Raw genomic sequence first — 16,558 nt, 5'->3', positions numbered from 1 at the left:
TTTCACTCAGTAGAGGCTGGTATGTTTTCGACTCCTGTGAAGTTAAGGAGAGGTGGATTCTATTAGATGTAAAAGCTCTTGGGGCTGGTCAATTAAAAAACTAGGTTTGCCGGATTCCAGCAGTTCCTTAGGGTCGAGTCCCCAAGTGACTCCGATTACCTTAATGCCGCATTTATGGGAAGCTACAATATCCCGCAGCTCATCGCCGACGTAGATCACGTCCTCCGGCCGGAGACGGTTTTGTTTCAAATAGGTTTGAATGGTTTTATGCTTGCCGAACAGACCGCTGGAGCTGCGTATGTCATGCAGGGTGTGAATGCCGTGGGGCTGCAAAAAATCTGCGACGTTGTTTGCAGCGTTGGATGTAATAACGGATAGCTTGATGCCGCTTTGCAGCAAATGGCTTAGTACATCTTGCATCCCGTCACAAAATGGAATCGAAGCAACATGCTCATTGTATTTCCGTTTGAATTCCTTGCTGATTTTGCGAAACAGCATAAACCGATAAAAGGGAACGTCAAGCGCTTTAAATCGCTCCTGCAAAGATAGCTGGCTCAGCTTCTTATATTCCTCTTCGGTTACAGGCTTAAAACGATATTGTGCCGCCATTTCATTATAGATGGTAAATACAGCGGCAGCAGAGTCGGCAATCGTACCGTCAAAATCAAAAATAACATGCTTGTACATACCAGTATCAGCTCCCTTGTTATGCCTATTTATACTATAAAAAGTAGACGATAACAACAAGGGTAGTTCATGACGGAGCTTTGCGGGTACGGGCATTTTAACATTTCTCTAGCCGTTGACCATCGAATAAATGAACATAGCGACAAGAATATTGACGATAAAAGCGGAGCCTGAGATAAGCAGGGAGAGGAGGACTTTCGCGGCAGTAGGAAGCTGGCTGCGGAATAGATTAACGTTTCCAAGCATGGCAATGGCACCAATTGCACCGCCTACAGCACCGCCCAGAAAGAGCAGCAGCAAAGGCAATGCGCTCAAAATCCATTCATAGCCCTTTAGTTTTTTGGCGAGCAGCACTTCGCGGCCATTCCATGTCACGTTCGGTACGTTATCAAGCATCGCCCGTCTAACCGTAATTTGCTGCGTCTCTCCATTGAGCGGGAAGAGGTAGCCATCATTTGTTTTTTCAATTTTATTGCCATTAATAAATACCGAAAAGCGTCCTGCAAAACCAGTAGTAATTTTTAATTCAGTGTTTTCGGCCAAAATAGTTTGGAATTTCATAGATAATTCTCCTTCTGTTTATAAAAATATAATAATCCATATCCTAGTACTATTTCGATCTTTTTAACTAGAAAATGAATAGTCCTATATTCCTAACTTTAGGAACAATACACTAATCAGAAAAAGAAAACAGCACCTGCCAGTAATCGGCAGATGCTGCTTGTTTGTAGCAATTAAGAGCGTTTAAAGATGAGGAAGCCATCTTCAACAGGAATCGTTTGTCCATTGATTGCGGAAGCTTCTTCGGAGAAGAGGAAAGCTACAACATCAGCAATCTGCTCCGGCTGAATGAGCTTTTTGCTCAGATGCTGCTCAGCAAGGAAATTTTTGAAATCATCGCCATCCTTGATAATCGGTGTATCGATGAAGCCTGGTGCGACTGCAGTTACGCGAATGCCCGCATCAGCAAGCTCCAGTGCTGCCGATTTTGTCATCATGACAACAGCAGCCTTAGCAGCTTGGTAAGCAAAGCTGCCTTTAGCAGCCATGTAACCGAAGATGGAAGCGGTGTTGATAATAATACCTTTAACACCAAGCTCTTTCATTTTCTTCGAGGCATAATAGATGCCCAGGTACACGCCAAATTGGTCTACAGAAATAACATGGTTGAAGTATTCTGGTGTGTGATCCTCAAAGGAACGAATGTCGCCAACGCCGGCATTGTTGAAAATTCCATCAAGCGTACCGTGCGTTTCAACTGCTTTGTCGATCATGTTTTTAACATCTTCCACGCTGGAAACGTCAGCGCGGATTGCGGAAGCTTGTCCGCCAGCTTGCTTGATCAACTCAGCTGTTTCTTTGGCAGTAGCTTCATTGTAGTCGGAGGATACGACGATAGCGCCTTCGGCAGCAAGCTTCAAGGCAGTCGCTCGTCCAATGCCGCTTCCCGCACCTGTAATGATGATGACTTTATTTTCAAGCTTCATTGTAGATAATCTCCTTTTCATTAGTTGTATATTTATTTGTTATTGACCAACCATACCGCCATCGACCGTATAAAGCGATGCCGTAACGAAAGATGCTTCATCGGACAGAAGGAAATTCATTACAGCAGCTACTTCTTCCGGTTCACCGTAACGGCCCATCGGTGTTGCGGCTTCATTGGCTTTTTTGAATGCCTCTGGATTGCCGAAGTTTTCTTCAATTTGGCGCATCATGCGCGTATTGATCGTACCTGGAAGAACGGCGTTGACACGAATGCCAAGCGGAGCAAGCTCATTAGCTGTAACGCGAGTCAAGCCGATTACGGCATGCTTGGACATGATATATGGGGACATGCCAGGTGCGCCCATGAGGCCCGCCAGTGATGAAGTGTTCAAAATCGCGCCGGATTTTTGTTTTTTCATAACAGGAACGACGTAGTGAAGACCAAGGAATACGCCGCGAACGTTAACGTTATATACAAGGTCAAGTGCTTTCACGCTTTGTTCTTCGATGAGCCCGGATGGACCTTCGATGCCGGCATTGTTAGCGAAATAATCGATTGTGCCGAATTTTTCCACGGCTTTATTTACGTAGTTTTCAACATCTTCTTCTTTGGAGACGTCTGCTGCAACGATTAGGGAGTTGGAATCGTCTAGGCCAAGCTCAGCAACGACTTGCTGCAAAGCTTCAAGCTTCAAGTCTACCAGTACCAAATTAACTTTACGCTCTACAAAACGGCGGGCAAGCTCTTTTCCAATACCGCCAGCGGCGCCTGTAATGACTGCGGTTTTCGTTGTTGTTGTAACCATGTTTTATCGCATCCTTATCGTATAATTTAGTCGAGCGCAGCTTGTATGAATAAGTTGTATGTGTGCCATTACAGGTTACACTTCACAATGTTGTCACGACAATAATCAATACTTTCTTAAATGTCATGTAAGTGACAGGTAAAGAATGTATGTCTACTTATAGACGGAAATTGAACATATGAAACTTAATTGTTGATTTTTGCTTATGATGTATAAATGTATTCCACTGTATGCAAGCTTTGGGTGTTTAATAGGTGTGGGAGATTAGATAACATTTATTATGGAATATCGAATGAGGTATAATAGGGACAACATTACCTATAGGCTTTGGAGGCTGAGCGCATTGGCAACGGAGAAGCAACTGGACCGAAGGACGAGAAGGACGCGTCAAGCGATTAAAGCTGCATTCGTGTCGCTCATATTAGAGCGAGGATATGAGGCTGTGACCATACTTGATGTGGCAAAGCGGGCGGATTATAATCGCGGAACTTTTTATAAGCATTTTGTCGGCAAAGAAGAGCTGCTGCAAGAGATACGTAGCGAATTTCTGCTTGGCTTTGCAGAGACTTTGCTTATTCCATACGAGGGGATGGATCTGGTAAAGGCTGAAGATATTTATCCTTCGGCGCTGCAGCTGTTTGACCATATTGAAAAACATAAAGATGAATTTCAGGCGCTGCTTTCCGTAGATCGCAGCTTTGGGTTTGAGCTTTACGACGTGCTTCGGGAGTCGATGAGGCGCGATATGCACATAACTATGGATGTGGGCAGCCCTGCTCTAGACTACGAAATTTTGCTCAGCTACCAGATGTCAGCTGCAATGGGCGTTATTCTTTATTGGGAAGAATCGGGTTTTAAATATTCCACCTCCTACATGGCGGACCAGTTAATTGGGCTGGTAAATCGCAAAATGGACAAAATCACGTTCAAAAAAAATGCGCCTTCGTCTGCTCCAACCGTAAGTGTCTATTCCCCTTATAATCAGTAATGCCTAGGAGAAGCTTGCGTTCGTTAGGGCAAAGGATCAAGATTTTGTTACAAATTTTTCTATTAATTGATATTGTAGGCTCAGCTAGGAAGATGTATAATTTTTCATAGGGGTCGTTCCCAGCTCTAACTATCGGGTATCTTTCTTGCAAAAGGGTCGGCTCTTCCAACCAAAATAGGGAGGAGGCGCGTCTGTCTAAAAATATAGACAAGTATATGCCGTTATCTTCGTTAAGTAGGTTGAACGACAGTACTTCGGATTTGTGAGTGGTTACCATACCCGAATAGGAAAAGGAGTGAATTAAAGAATGAGCAATCGTCAGCTTTACCCATTTATGAAAGCGCTTAAATTTCTAATTATCGTAAGTTTATTGCTTCCCCTCTACTGGGCAAAGCCTGTGCAAGCGGTGGAAACCGGGAATACCTTGCTTCAGCAAAGCGATTTTGAGGATGGTACGGTGCAGCAATGGGTTGGCCGCGGCGGTGTGGAGGTATTGGCTGCAAATGCAGCAGCAGCGCGCAGCGGAGCATACGGCTTGGCGGTAAGTGGACGCACAAGCACTTGGCATGGGCCTTCGCTTGATGTGACAAGCCAGCTTGAGATTGGGCAAACGTATGAGTTTATTGGTTGGGTCAAGCTGCCTGCTGGAGCAGCAAACGCCAATATTTCAATGTCTCTTCAGCGCACATTGCCTGCTGGTACCCGTTATGAAAATATCGCATCTGGAGCGGTCACAGCGAGCGGCTGGACGAAGCTGCAGGCTACATTCAAAATGCTAGAGCCGGCCACACAGGTAGCGGTTTATTTTGAGGTGCCAGGAAGTGCAACCGCTTCCTTTTACCTTGATGATTTCCGGTTTGAGCGGCAGCCGGATCTTGGCCCAATTATAATTGAAGACATACCGTCGCTTAAAGCTGCTTTTGCCGGGAAATTTTTAATTGGCTCAGCTTTTACCAATGATGAGCTGCTGACCGTTCCGGATAAACAGCTGCTTTCCAAGCATTTTAACAGCGTCACGCCTGGCAATGTGCTGAAGTGGGACAGCACGGAGCCGCAGGAGAATGTGTTTAATTTTACGGAGGCAGATGCTGCGGTAGCTTTCGGAGTGCAAAATGGCCAGCAAGTGCGCGGGCATACACTAGTCTGGCATTCACAAACACCTGACTGGGTGTTTCGTGATGCGAACGGAAATTTAGTCAGCAAAGCGGTGCTGTATGCACGCATGCAAAATCATATTCAGACTGTAATGGAACGATATGAGGGCAAAATTTATGCGTGGGATGTAGTTAATGAGGTTATCGATGCATCGCAGCCAGATGGCTTGCGCCGCAGCCTGTGGTATCAAATTGCAGGGGAAGAATATATTGAAAAAGCGTTCGAGTTCGCCCACGCAGTGGATCCGACCGTGAAGCTGTTCATTAACGATTACAATACGCATGAATCGGCAAAAAGCCAGGCACTGTATAACTTAATTACCCGTTTGCAGGCCAAAGGCGTTCCGGTTGACGGCGTCGGCCACCAGACGCATATTAGTCTTTATTATCCAACACTTGCGGAAATTGAAAGCTCCATCATCAAGTTCAAAGCGCTTGGACTGGAGACGCATATTACGGAGCTGGACATTAGCGTCTATTCGGATAATTCGCAATCCTACGATACATTCTCCGCGGAGCTGAAGCAGCGCCAAGCCAACTTGTACAAAGCGCTGTTTCAGGTGTTTTTGCGGCATACGGACACCGTTACGAATGTAACCTTATGGGGCAAGGATGATGCGCATACGTGGCTTCGCACCTTCCCGGTAACCCGCAACAATTGGCCGCTGCTGTTCGATGAGCGTTTGCAGTCCAAGCCTGCCTATTGGTCGGTGCTGGAAACGGTCCAGACGCCTGAGGGGCCGCTCGTTCCTGCTGCACCGACTGGCCTAACAGCGACAGCTGGCAGCATGCAGGTTCAGCTTGCTTGGAATGCGGTAGCCGGCGCGACCTCGTATACGGTGAAACGGGCAACGACGAGCGGCGGGCCATATACGACGCTTTCTGCTGCTGTATCTGGCAGCGTCTATAATGACACAGCCGTTACGAACGGAACGACCTATTATTATATTATTCAGGCGGCCAACAGTGCTGGTACGGGAGCAGCCTCGGCTGAAGCCGTTGCTACACCGAGCGGTACGACCGGGCCAGAGCAGCCTTCTGGCGCCTTAGCGGTAGCTTATCGACTAGGGGATAATAATGCAGGGGATAACCAGCTTAAGCCGCAGTTCATCATAAAAAATAACGGGACGACTCCCGTCGCAATGAGCGGACTAAAGATCCGCTACTGGTATACGATTGACGGGGAAAAACAGCAAAACTTCTTCAGCGACTATGCCCAAGTAGGCAACGGTCATGTATCGGGCAGCTTCGTCAAGCTGAGTACGCCGCGGACAGGCGCCGATTATTATGTAGAGCTGTCCTTTGGCTCTGGCGCGGGCAGCATCCCAGCGGGCGGGACATCTGGCGAAATTCATACGCGCATTCATAAGAGTGATTGGACAAATTTCAGCGAGACGGATGATTATTCTTTTAACTCGACACGGACGACTTATGCAGATTATACGAAGGTCACCTTGTATCAAAACGGAAATTTAGTGTGGGGCACGGAGCCTAGCTAATAGGGGAAACGAAAAAAAGGAAGTGCGGAAGGCAGATCGTTGCCTTTCTGCACTTCCTTTTTTAACGTCCTGCTGAACCAGCCTGTCCGCCAAAAGAAGACGATTATTTAACACGTGAGCAAGTCTATTATGCTCTACTCTTTCACTTATTCCAGCTTAGCTTGCTTGGCAGCTAATTTTTCAGCAATTTCTTCTGCCTGATAAATCGTCGTATAAGGATCAGCAGAAAGGTATTTATGAATATCGAGCTCATAAACCCGGTTGTTTTTCATGGCATCCATCCCCGCCCATATTTCGGGAATATCTTCTTTATCACTGTTCTCGGACTTCATAAGCAGAAGATAATCGCCGACATATTCTCCGAACAGCTCGGAGCTGATATCCATGCTTTCCTCGCCTTTATCGATTAAGTCCTGCTTAATCTTTGTGGCAGGGGTGAGGCCGAGCAAGTCGTATACCGCTTTACCGCCTCGGTTTGCACTTTTTCCAACGATGCCTACATTAGTGAGCCAATTAAAATCAGCTATCGTAAAGGTGGCACCAGCTGGTACGGCAGCCTGTGCTTTTTTACGTGCGGCTTCTGCCCTTTGGGTAAACTGCTCGTTCCATGCTTTTGCTTCCGTCTGGCGATTCAGAATTTCGCCCATAGCGGTCACTTCCTCTTCCATGGAAGCATATTCGTCGGGCACGAAAACGACCGTCGGAGCAATTTTGGAATAGGACTCATAGGCATCTTTGCTCCATGTAATAATGAGATCAGGCTCAAGCTCTACCATTTTTTCAAGTGAAACCTGATTGTGATTTCCGATATCTGCTGTATTCTCCAGAGGTTTGCGCATAAATTCGCCATAATCGAGAAGGCTGTGAGGCACTCCGATAGGAGTGACGCCTACAGCGAGCACATGCCCAATATTCCAATCTACAATGATGCGCTCTGGCTGAGCAGGGATTTCGATCTCTCCAATGGACGTGTTTATCATCCGGGTTTTCGGAATTTCGACTGCATCTTCCACTTGATCGGTAGTCTCTTGATTAGTGCAGCCAGCGAGAAATACTGCAAGTACCAGCATGGCGAGGCATGCCATTTTGTAAAAAGCTTGTTGTCTAAACATTTTGTACCCTCTTTCTAATTGATAACAATTTTCATTTAAATCCCACTTTAGATGAATTTTTCAGATTGTACAATGACCAATTCGGACCGAGGGCATACCCGTTTCGGAACTTGATATATATTTGTATTGAGAATTGTTATCATATATGATGAGAACGTATGCTTGTTTTGAAGCTAACGATAGGAGCTTTCTTAATGGATATAGAGCAGTATGCAGCGCTGTGGGACAATAGGCCAATTCGGCTATTGGATGTACGGCGTTATGAATATGAAAGTAATCAGGTACCGAGCTCGCAAATATGCCCGTCCAACACTTTTTTATATGTAACGCGCGGCCGAGGCATCGTGTGGCTGAATCAAGAAATGCACAGGGTTGATACCTGCTATGCCATTCATGGCAGCCAAGGGGCGCATTTAAGTGTCATAGCCGATGAGGCGATAGAGCTTTATTGGGTTGTTTATATGTTTTTGGGGCCTTTGCCCGTGGAAGCTGCGGATTTGAATGCCCACTTTGGCATGCAGCTGTCCTATCCTTCACCGCTTTTGGAGCATGTGGTGCAGCTGCAGAAGCAATGGGAAAACATTGATTATTTGGAGCGTATCCAATCGACCGCCCAATTTTATCAATGGCTGTACGAGCTGTTAAAGCAAATTCGGCAGCATCGCGCGCTAGCTTTGAGCCCTGACCGAACCATGCAGGTCATCGGCTATTTGGCGGAGCATTATAAAGAGCAGATAACCGTTGAGCACGTAGCCGTTATTTTTCATTGCAGCCCCCGTTATTTAAATCGTCTGTTCCAAAATCGGCTGCATACGAGCCCGGGACGTGTGCTGTCCCAAATTCGCATGGCCCAAGCATCGAGGCTGCTCAGACAAACGGAAGCGACTCTGCAAAATATTGCCGAGCAAGTGGGATATGCGAATGGATTTACATTAAGCCGTTATTTTAAAAAAAATTTTGGAATTTCACCTATGTCTTATAGGGAACAGCTTAAAAAACACGGGCCAGCCTTTGAAATTGGAGCTGGAGATCTCGGTTCAGCTGTAAAGGTATGGTTAGGAACGGATAGCGAAGGGACGGCAAATCGGGCAAACAGCAAATCCATCGAAACCAGGACAAGAACGATTGCTACGCCAATGGGCAGCATTCAAGTTCCGGATAGGCCTAGTCGGGTAGTCGTGGATTGGGATATCGGCCACGTATTGGCGGTAGGGGTTACGCCGCTAGGAGCGCCGCATTCTTTGATCGGGAGCAAGGAGTGGTTTGCGCCCTATATGAATGCGGAGGTGAACAATATCGGCAACCATAACCAAATCTCTCTGGAAAAAGTGCTGGAACTGGAGCCGGATTTGATTATTACCTGGAACCCCTGTGCATACGCCTCGTATGCCCGCATCGCGCCAACGGTTGTTTTTCAAAGTGAAGCGTACCAGACTGTAGCGGAGGAAATTCAGGCGATGGGTCATATTTTGAATCGAAAAAAGGAAGCGGCTAATTGGCTGGACGAGTTCGCACGGCGAATTTCTCTAGTACGCCATCATGTAAGCACATATGTTTCGTCTGAGCGGACATTTACAATAGCTGACCCGAATTGGTCGGAGCATGTCGATTTGGTTGGGAACAGCAAAGGCCGTGGAGGCAGAGCTGCCTATGAGCTGCTGGGGTTCAAGCCTGCCGAAAAAGTACGCCGTGAGATCATGGAGCAGAGGCTTGAATACGCCCAAATTGAAAGAAGCGCGATTAGCAGGTTTCTTGGCGACTATTTGCTCATGCTGAATAGTTCGCAGGGCAGCCCTTCTGCCCAATCGATGCTAAAGTCTGAATTGGATAAAAAGCCGTCATGTGAAGTCATTTACTTGGAATGGAATAAATATTTTTTATCCGATCCTTTGTCGTCCCTACTGCAGGCGGAGGAAATCGCGCAGCGGATCACGGCAGTGGGTCCCATTCCTATGCGGTAATCAAACCAAACAGGACGAGGAGGAAGGAGGGATGGGAAGGGAAGGGACACAGCAGCCCTTCATCCTCCAAAACCGCGAGCAAACATGGCATACATGTATGCTGAACAAGGAAGCCAAATGTTAAACCTTGCCCGAGTTTACCTGTGTATCGATGGAGCCGCCCTGAATAATAATTTGTACGGCAGCAGCGATTATAGGAGCTATTGGCAGGATGACAAGCTTTTCACCAAAAGCTTCATGCTCCTCCTGCATCGCAATCGTATCGGTGACGACGATTTCACTGATATTAGGCGATGCCAGCAAATTTCGTGCCCCTCCCGAAAACAGCCCATGTGTCGCACAAACATAAGCATTCCCGGCGCCATTTTGCTTAAGGGCATTAACGACATTGACGATTGTATTCCCGGTATCAATCAAATCCTCAATGATAATCGGCGTTTTGCCCGCTACATCGCCAATAATATGCGTAATCTCCGTCTGGTTGTGGGCCGGGCGGTTTTTGATCATAATGGCGAATGGGCAATTGAGCTCGCCAGCAAGCTTTTCCGCTGTGGAAGCACGTCCTGCATCGGGAGAGACGACGACCGGATTTTCAATATTTTTGTTTTTTAAATGATGGATAATAAGGTCGAGGGCGGTTAAATGGTCAACCGGAATTTCAAAAAAGCCTTGAATCGGATCGGCATGAAGATCAATCGTTACGATGCGGTTCGCGCCTACTGTCGTCAGCACCTCGGCGACCAGCTTCGCCGAAATCGGCTCGCGGGGAGCCGTTTTTCGCTCTTGCCGGGCATAGCCGTAATAGGGCAAAATCAAATTGATTTTATTTGCCGAGGCACGTTTGGCAGCATCAATGAGCACAAGCAGCTCGACCAAATGTTCATTAACCGGATGGGACATCGCTTGAATAATAAAGACGTCGCAGGTGCGGATCGGCTCTTGGTAGGAAACGTGAATTTCGCCGCTTTGCTGGCGGGTAATAGCGACATCGCCAAGCGGCTGCCCAAGCAAAGAACAGACCTGCTCAGCGAGCTTGCGGTTGGATGTACCGGAAAAAAGCTTTATTTTTTGCATCTTAAGCCTCCTATAGGAAAAACGTTTCACCAATTTTTTGGCTTTGAAGCTTGTAGCTACGCAAAACGTTGACCATTGGCATCATAGTGCCGGACATCTCCGATGTGTCTTTACAGAAATTATTCGCGGCAATGAAGATTTATTCGATGATCATGTTTAGTATATTGAGCTCAAATTACAAATTGGATATGCTAGAGAGGATGAAACAGAGATGAAAAAGGAGTATGAAAAAGGAGCTGAGGGCATGGGCCAATCGTTGCGAGTAGCAGAGCTGACAGAGCTTGATGAGCATACGTTAGAGGAGTTAGCCGGGCTCATTGTCGAGGTCGTAGACGATGGAGCGTCGATCGGCTTCCTGCCGCCACTTAGCAGGGAGGATGCGAAAGGGTATTGGCAAGGCGTATTGGAGCCGGGCACTTTGCTGTGGGTTGCCAAGGAGGGAGAGCGAATTGTCGGTACCGTACAGCTCCAGCTGGCGCAAAAGCAAAATGCGTCCCACCGGGCGGAAATCGCCAAAATGATGGTGCAGCCCCAGCAGCGGCGCAAAGGCATTGCCAGACTGCTGATGCAGGCAGCGGAGGAGCGGGCTGTTGCGGAACAACGAAGCCTGCTCATCCTAGATACGCTAGAAGGAGCGCCGTCTAATATTTTGTACCAGTCGCTGGGCTTTATGGAAGCAGGGCGTATTCCGAAATTTGCCCGTTCAGGTGATGGCAACCTATATGCGACGGTATTATATTACAAAGAAATATAGTTGGTTTGATTGTCCAAAGCCCAATTAGGAGCAGCAGCTTGCCGCTCTTAATTGGGCTTTATATTGAAGCACCCTCACACTTACTGGGGCTTTGCAAACTCCCGGTCATAAATCGAGCTGACGAGATTTAGCACTTTGGCGCTTTGGTCAGTAAATTTCAGCGCAGAGGTTTTGCCATTTACAAGATAAGAGCCAGGCGCTGCGAGCTTCTGCTTGCCGACCGCTGCTTCATAAAGCAGGGAAGCGCCTTTGCTCGGATGCGGGAAAAATAGCTTCATGATGGGCTTTATATAAAAAGGCAAACCGGAGCTTTTTCCTTTTCTAATCGTATTATTGCCGCCCGGATCAACGCTGATGATGCGCAGGCCTTCTGCAGCAAGGGCTGGAGCCAGCTCCTTTGTCCACAAGGAAAGAGCGAGCTTGGAGGTGGAGTAGGGACCGAACAGCTTCTTGAATTCCGTTGGGCGCTCCAACGTTTTCGCGTCGAATTTCTTTAAAGTTTTGAAAGAGCTGGTCGACGTATTAACGATCGTCTTATAGCTTCCTTTTTTGAGCAGCTCCTTCAGCTCCATAAAGACGGCATAAGGCGCGACCGTCTGCAAATCAAAATGCTGCTCCCGCCCTTGCTTGGTTATGGATAGCTCCGAGAAGCTGCCTCCTGCATTGTTGAATAGCACATCCAGCTTGGCTTCTGCTGCTTTAATTTGCTTCATTGCCTGCTTTAAGCTTGCAAAATCAGCTAAATCGGCTTTGTAAATGCGAAGCTGTCCCTTGCGCAGAGCAGCTTGAATCTCCTCATCGTCCTCTAGAAAATCGGAACGAATGAGCGCGGCAACATGCCAGCCTTCCCCAAGCAGCCTGCGAGTGAGCGCTAGCCCAATTCCATTGTTAGCGCCTGTAATGAGCGCGGTTTGTACATCTATTTGCTTGTTCATTATGTTTCCTCCTCGATAAGGTTGGCAATCAAACCAGCAGCTAGCTGTTGATGCTGCTCTTGATGGCATTAGCGTACAACTTGGAGGCGACTCCAAGTCAAGCAGTCAGGCAAAACTTTTTGAAACAAAGGACTTGCAAGTCTTTTTAAAAATATAAGAATTTATAGGTTTCACTCTTATAATCAGCTTATATTTCTCGGACTGAAACGCGCCGCGCCGCCAAAGGATGGCGACAGCCGTTTCACCTTGGATCGGATATAGTTTAAATCAAGTTAGTGATTGATCAATCAATACCAATTGAAAGGTTTGGTGCGTTTATGGCAAAAGGAACGGCAACAGCTGCCAGCAGGCGTTCCGACATCGTATCTGCGGCTATTGAGGTTTTTTCTGAAATTGGTTATTATCGCGCAACTACAGCGCAAGTAGCCGAGCGGGCTGGAGGTTATGTATCATCTGTTCTTCGAATCCGTTCCAGCATCTGATGAGGCAACGCGCAAAGCATGGCTGGAGCAGATTTCCTATATGGCAAGCAAGGCTTAATCGGGCAGCTTATTTCACTCATTTGTAATTGATCAATCAATAATTTTATAAGTATGTATATTGTAAAATAAGGCAGGCCGAAGTTCCCCAGGGAACGACGTGCTTGCCTTTTTTGAATTTATTTTAAGATTTGCGTGTAAATATTAAATGTAGAAACCAGTCGAATGCTGAAACATGTTACAATCTTTTCAAAAGAAAAATAAGCTTTCTAGCGGAGGCCATCATGCAGCCATTTACGAAAAGAGTTATTGAAATTATAAAACGCATTCCAGCAGGCACTGTCATGAGCTATGGGCAGATTGCCGAGCTTGCGGGAAGCCGCAGAGGAGCGCGCCAGGTCGTGCGGATTTTGCATACGCAGAGCAGCATCCATCAGCTGCCGTGGCACCGGGTTGTCAATGCGCAAGGCGAAATCGCCATCCCGAGTGAAGAGGGGAATATGGAGCAGCGGTCCCGCTTGGAGGAAGAGGGCATCGAGGTTAGTGCGCAGGGCAAGCTGGATTTGGCAAAATATCGTTTTAATCCGGCGCCAGCGGACATAATGGGAGCGTGGGATAACCTAGATCCAGACGATGTGGACCAAATGTTTTAAACCCGGATTCAGAGAAACGAGGCAGATGGATGCGTAAAATACAATCAAGCGGTTCGGGCAAAAAAGTGATCTTAACCGCAATAACGTTCGTGTTATTGTTGACGGCATGTGGACGCTCGGAGCAGCCAGCTCCATCCTCATGGCCTACATCCTCGGCAGCGCCACAGGACACGCCTATGGCAGCATTGCTGCCAGAGCAGCATTATGGTGACAAGCTGCAAATGCAGGACAAGCGGCAGAAGCTGTATCATTTTATAACGACTGAGCTGTCTGGAACGGCGGGCATTTATACGAATTTGCAGGATACGGAGCAAAATGCGGAGCTCACGACGGGGCATGAAATGCTTAGCGAGTCGGCGGGACTTATGATGCGCTACAAAGCGTTAACGCAGCAAAAGTCTGCTTTCGAGGAGGAGTGGGCCCGCGCCAAGCAATCCTTCAATATGGAGACGGCTTTCAGCTACCGCTTCAGCCCCAAGCTGCAAAAGCGTTATACGCTGAACGCAGCGGTTGACGATTTGCGCATCATCCGGGCGCTTTATGAGGCCGGCGATGTTTTTCAAAATGAAGGCTACAAGCAGGAGGCCGACAGCTTCGGCAAACGTTTTTACGAGCATAATGTGAAAAATGGCTATTTGTATGATTTTTATGATGAAACATACAAAATAACGAATGATTTTATTACGCTCTGCTATATCGATTTGAAGACGCTGGGGCTGCTGCCTATCGAGGCGGGGGAGCGGCAAACGCTGATCGCTAATATGGAGAAAGTCATCAAGGACGGTTATTTAACGAATGAATTTCCTTTCTATGAGACGCGTTATGATTATGGCAAAGGTAAATACAGCTCGGATCATATTAATATGGTGGAATCTTTGTTAACTGTGCTGGTATTAGCCGAAATGGGTGAAGAAAAAGCCGAAAGCATCCGATACATAAAGGATAAGGTGAAGGCGGGTACGCTTTACGGCCAATACACGAGGGAAGGCGCAGCCACGACGGATACGCGCTCCACTGCCATCTACGCGATAACGGCGATGATTGGCTCCGTGATTGGCGACCAGACTTTATATGCCGACAGTATTGGCAAAATGAATGAGTTCCAAATCGAGGAGGTTGGAAGCCCGCTGCTCGGCGGCTTTGGCGACACGGCAGCTCAGCAGGCCTATTCCTTCGACAACCTAATGGCTTTGCTTGCTTATACTTACTAAAAGCCTTTTTCATAATTTTCCTTAGCAGAAACTTTGGTGAAAAAGGCAAGCGGAGTGAAAGGTTTAAGCTGGAGAAGCGGTAGCGTTCGTTTTTACCCTTGAATTTCTTCCTATTGCGGCTTAATCACAGAAATTCAAGGGTAATGGCGATCGTAAGCCAAACCTTTCGCGCAGCGATGATCCTTTTTCACCAAGTTTATAAAAGTTATTAAGAAAGAAGGCGCCCACCATGATAGCAGACAGGGCCAAGCACTATGCGCGGCGAGCCTATGCCTTATTGAACAGATACCTATCGCCTGCCAGCTTCGCCGCTTTGGCAGTGCTCATTATTACCATTATCGCCTTGTTCACGCCCCCGTATATTGGGATGGCGGACAATGGGGACTTTTTTCGTATTTTGTACAGCAACGGCTTATATTTTAACGCCCCGGATTATGACAGCCAATATCTCGGCTACTTTGTAAAGAAATTTGGCATTTTGCAATATTACAATGAAAATGGGACAACCTTTACGTCCTCGCAATCCTGGTTCATTCAATTGTCAGTTGCGCTGAATACGCTGCTGGCCAGCAGCCAGGTGTTCGATGTGCGTTTTCAGGCGGCCATATTGACGATTCTTTACGTCATTGCGATTTATTTGCTCGTTGAGAGCCTGACTTGGAAAATTGACCGGAAATACGGCTATATAATTGCGCTGCTGGCGATTTTTATGTTTGGCGATACGGGATATACGGCGTTTTTCAATTCTTTTTTCAGCGAAGGCATCGTGCTTATTATGATGATGCTCGTCTTTGCCTCAGGGCTGCTGCTTTACCGCCGCCGTTACAATGATTACGCGATGCTCGCTGTGTTTACAGTAAGCGGGTTTCTGCTGACGACGAGCAAGCAGCAAAATGCACCGGTTGGCGTCATTATTGCCGTCATCGGGCTGTTCTACCTGTTCATCCATGTGAAGCGGACGTTCCGCGTGCTAATGCTGACATCGCTCACCGTTCTGATGCTGGCAGGCATTGCAACGTATGTGCTCATTCCGAAGGAGTTCGTCAATATTAACAAATACCATGCGATGACGCGCGGGGTGCTGATGGGCTCAGACGATCCGGAAGGCGCCTTGGAGGCGCTCGGCATGGACAAGCAATATGCGATATTGAAGGACAGCATTTATTATGAGCCGTTTACGACGGTGGATGTGGATTCGCCGATTTTAGAGGAAAACTTCTATAGCCAGTACGGCTTTGGTGCGATTGTCGGCTATTATATCAGCCATCCGGATCAGGCTGGCAGCATGCTGAATTTGGCAGCGAAAAATGCATTCACCATCCGCCCCGCGGCGATGGGCAACTATGAGAAGTCAGCAGGCAAGCCGTTTGGCCAGCAGACGGTCTTTTTCTCCGGCTACAGCTTGCTCAAAGAGGCGCTTGCACCCAAAACCTTCGGCTTCATCGTCATCTGGATGATTGTCGTCGTTGGCGTTTATATGCCGGCTTTCGTAGCGGCGATCAGGGCGCGAAATTTAAGGCGGGCTTCGCGCCTGCCGCTCATCGTCATGATGATGCTGGCCGGCTTGTCCGGCATCTTCGTCTCGATTATCGGGGCGGGGGACGCCGATTTGGCGAAGCATGAATTTCTGTTTACCGCGGCTTTTGATCTCATTACGTTTTTGGTTATCGCAGATGCTGTGCGCCGCAGATTATGGCATAGCGAGCAGGAGCAGGATTCGCCAAACGAAATACATCTAGAGAGGGTGGGAAGGTGAG

General features: G+C 47.5%; 14 protein-coding genes and 1 pseudogene. 8 read left to right on the top strand and 7 right to left on the bottom strand.

From position 1 onward, the window contains the following. Window positions 1–42 precede the first annotated feature (42 nt). The 4 genes from AC50X8_RS04415 to AC50X8_RS04400 all read right to left on the bottom strand — a co-directional run bounded on the left by AC50X8_RS04415 (window position 43) and on the right by AC50X8_RS04400 (window position 2,981). The gene (locus AC50X8_RS04415) at window positions 43–687 is read right to left on the bottom strand and encodes an HAD hydrolase-like protein (RefSeq protein ID WP_494878837.1); all 645 of its coding nucleotides are present in this window, start codon (window positions 685–687) and stop codon (window positions 43–45) included. A 108-nt stretch (window positions 688–795) separates the two neighbouring features. Next, window positions 796–1,248 (bottom strand): hypothetical protein, encoded by a 453-nt coding sequence (locus AC50X8_RS04410; RefSeq protein ID WP_494878836.1) that lies wholly within the window; start codon window positions 1,246–1,248, stop codon window positions 796–798. 173 nt (window positions 1,249–1,421) lie between these two features. Then, on the bottom strand, window positions 1,422–2,174 hold the full coding sequence (locus AC50X8_RS04405; protein ID WP_494878835.1) for an SDR family NAD(P)-dependent oxidoreductase: 753 nt from the start codon (window positions 2,172–2,174) through the stop codon (window positions 1,422–1,424). A 39-nt stretch (window positions 2,175–2,213) separates the two neighbouring features. Continuing rightward, the gene (locus tag AC50X8_RS04400; protein WP_099517260.1) at window positions 2,214–2,981 is read right to left on the bottom strand and encodes an SDR family NAD(P)-dependent oxidoreductase; all 768 of its coding nucleotides are present in this window, start codon (window positions 2,979–2,981) and stop codon (window positions 2,214–2,216) included. A gap of 343 nt (window positions 2,982–3,324) precedes the next feature. On the opposite strand from AC50X8_RS04400, the gene AC50X8_RS04395 reads away from it, so the two are divergent. Together AC50X8_RS04395 and AC50X8_RS04390 are read left to right on the top strand one after the other, a co-directional pair. Then, window positions 3,325–3,969, top strand: coding sequence for a TetR/AcrR family transcriptional regulator (locus tag AC50X8_RS04395; RefSeq protein ID WP_056031110.1), 645 nt, complete (start codon window positions 3,325–3,327; stop codon window positions 3,967–3,969). A 307-nt stretch (window positions 3,970–4,276) separates the two neighbouring features. After that, window positions 4,277–6,622 (top strand): endo-1,4-beta-xylanase, encoded by a 2,346-nt coding sequence (locus AC50X8_RS04390; protein ID WP_494878834.1) that lies wholly within the window; start codon window positions 4,277–4,279, stop codon window positions 6,620–6,622. 146 nt (window positions 6,623–6,768) lie between these two features. Here AC50X8_RS04390 and AC50X8_RS04385 read toward each other — a convergent pair whose 3' ends face one another. Continuing rightward, window positions 6,769–7,734 carry an ABC transporter substrate-binding protein gene (locus tag AC50X8_RS04385; RefSeq protein WP_494878833.1) on the bottom strand — a complete coding sequence of 322 codons (966 nt, stop codon included), beginning with the start codon at window positions 7,732–7,734 and terminating at the stop codon, window positions 6,769–6,771. 194 nt (window positions 7,735–7,928) lie between these two features. Here AC50X8_RS04385 and AC50X8_RS04380 point away from each other — a divergent pair, with 194 nt between their 5' ends. Beyond that, complete coding sequence (locus AC50X8_RS04380; protein ID WP_494878832.1) at window positions 7,929–9,695, top strand: AraC family transcriptional regulator; 1,767 nt, start codon at window positions 7,929–7,931, stop codon at window positions 9,693–9,695. A gap of 120 nt (window positions 9,696–9,815) precedes the next feature. Here the strand turns inward: AC50X8_RS04380 and AC50X8_RS04375 are convergent, their stop codons facing one another. After that, the gene (locus tag AC50X8_RS04375) at window positions 9,816–10,769 is read right to left on the bottom strand and encodes a ribose-phosphate diphosphokinase (protein WP_494864763.1); all 954 of its coding nucleotides are present in this window, start codon (window positions 10,767–10,769) and stop codon (window positions 9,816–9,818) included. Window positions 10,770–11,013: 244 nt separating this feature from the next. On the opposite strand from AC50X8_RS04375, the gene AC50X8_RS04370 reads away from it, so the two are divergent. After that, on the top strand, window positions 11,014–11,523 hold the full coding sequence (locus AC50X8_RS04370) for a GNAT family N-acetyltransferase (protein WP_056032909.1): 510 nt from the start codon (window positions 11,014–11,016) through the stop codon (window positions 11,521–11,523). 80 nt (window positions 11,524–11,603) lie between these two features. Here AC50X8_RS04370 and AC50X8_RS04365 read toward each other — a convergent pair whose 3' ends face one another. Further along, window positions 11,604–12,458: an SDR family NAD(P)-dependent oxidoreductase gene (locus tag AC50X8_RS04365; RefSeq protein WP_056031095.1), complete on the bottom strand. Its 855-nt coding sequence runs from the start codon at window positions 12,456–12,458 to the stop codon at window positions 11,604–11,606. Window positions 12,459–12,775: 317 nt separating this feature from the next. Between AC50X8_RS04365 and AC50X8_RS04360 the strand changes: the two are divergent. The 4 genes and pseudogenes from AC50X8_RS04360 to wsfD form a co-directional block, all read left to right on the top strand. Continuing rightward, window positions 12,776–12,895, top strand: a pseudogene (locus AC50X8_RS04360) (TetR family transcriptional regulator); the annotation flags it as partial. A 326-nt stretch (window positions 12,896–13,221) separates the two neighbouring features. After that, window positions 13,222–13,590, top strand: a complete 369-nt coding sequence (locus AC50X8_RS04355) for an MGMT family protein (protein WP_494864767.1) — start codon at window positions 13,222–13,224, stop codon at window positions 13,588–13,590. A 29-nt stretch (window positions 13,591–13,619) separates the two neighbouring features. Next, window positions 13,620–14,801, top strand: a complete 1,182-nt coding sequence (locus AC50X8_RS04350) for a hypothetical protein (RefSeq protein ID WP_494864773.1) — start codon at window positions 13,620–13,622, stop codon at window positions 14,799–14,801. Between the two features lie 229 nt (window positions 14,802–15,030). Beyond that, on the top strand, window positions 15,031–16,557 hold the full coding sequence (wsfD, locus tag AC50X8_RS04345; protein ID WP_494878831.1) for a glycan biosynthesis hexose transferase WsfD: 1,527 nt from the start codon (window positions 15,031–15,033) through the stop codon (window positions 16,555–16,557). Window position 16,558: the final 1 nt, after the last annotated feature.

It is taken from the genome of Paenibacillus sp. JT22N15 (assembly GCF_059383755.1).
The sequence above is the reverse complement of the archived record's forward strand: the minus strand, read 5'-3'. Positions and strand labels throughout refer to the sequence as shown.

Coding starts and splice junctions, on each gene's coding strand:
- AC50X8_RS04390 (WP_494878834.1), top strand. CDS start 4,277: ATGAGCAATCGTCAGCTTTACCCATTTATGAAAGCGCTTAAATTTCTA.
- AC50X8_RS04400 (WP_099517260.1), bottom strand. CDS start 2,981: ATGGTTACAACAACAACGAAAACCGCAGTCATTACAGGCGCCGCTGGC.
- AC50X8_RS04385 (WP_494878833.1), bottom strand. CDS start 7,734: ATGTTTAGACAACAAGCTTTTTACAAAATGGCATGCCTCGCCATGCTG.
- AC50X8_RS04365 (WP_056031095.1), bottom strand. CDS start 12,458: ATGAACAAGCAAATAGATGTACAAACCGCGCTCATTACAGGCGCTAAC.
- AC50X8_RS04350 (WP_494864773.1), top strand. CDS start 13,620: ATGCGTAAAATACAATCAAGCGGTTCGGGCAAAAAAGTGATCTTAACC.
- wsfD (WP_494878831.1), top strand. CDS start 15,031: ATGATAGCAGACAGGGCCAAGCACTATGCGCGGCGAGCCTATGCCTTA.
- AC50X8_RS04380 (WP_494878832.1), top strand. CDS start 7,929: ATGGATATAGAGCAGTATGCAGCGCTGTGGGACAATAGGCCAATTCGG.
- AC50X8_RS04370 (WP_056032909.1), top strand. CDS start 11,014: ATGGGCCAATCGTTGCGAGTAGCAGAGCTGACAGAGCTTGATGAGCAT.
- AC50X8_RS04410 (WP_494878836.1), bottom strand. CDS start 1,248: ATGAAATTCCAAACTATTTTGGCCGAAAACACTGAATTAAAAATTACT.
- AC50X8_RS04405 (WP_494878835.1), bottom strand. CDS start 2,174: ATGAAGCTTGAAAATAAAGTCATCATCATTACAGGTGCGGGAAGCGGC.
- AC50X8_RS04415 (WP_494878837.1), bottom strand. CDS start 687: ATGTACAAGCATGTTATTTTTGATTTTGACGGTACGATTGCCGACTCT.
- AC50X8_RS04355 (WP_494864767.1), top strand. CDS start 13,222: ATGCAGCCATTTACGAAAAGAGTTATTGAAATTATAAAACGCATTCCA.
- AC50X8_RS04375 (WP_494864763.1), bottom strand. CDS start 10,769: ATGCAAAAAATAAAGCTTTTTTCCGGTACATCCAACCGCAAGCTCGCT.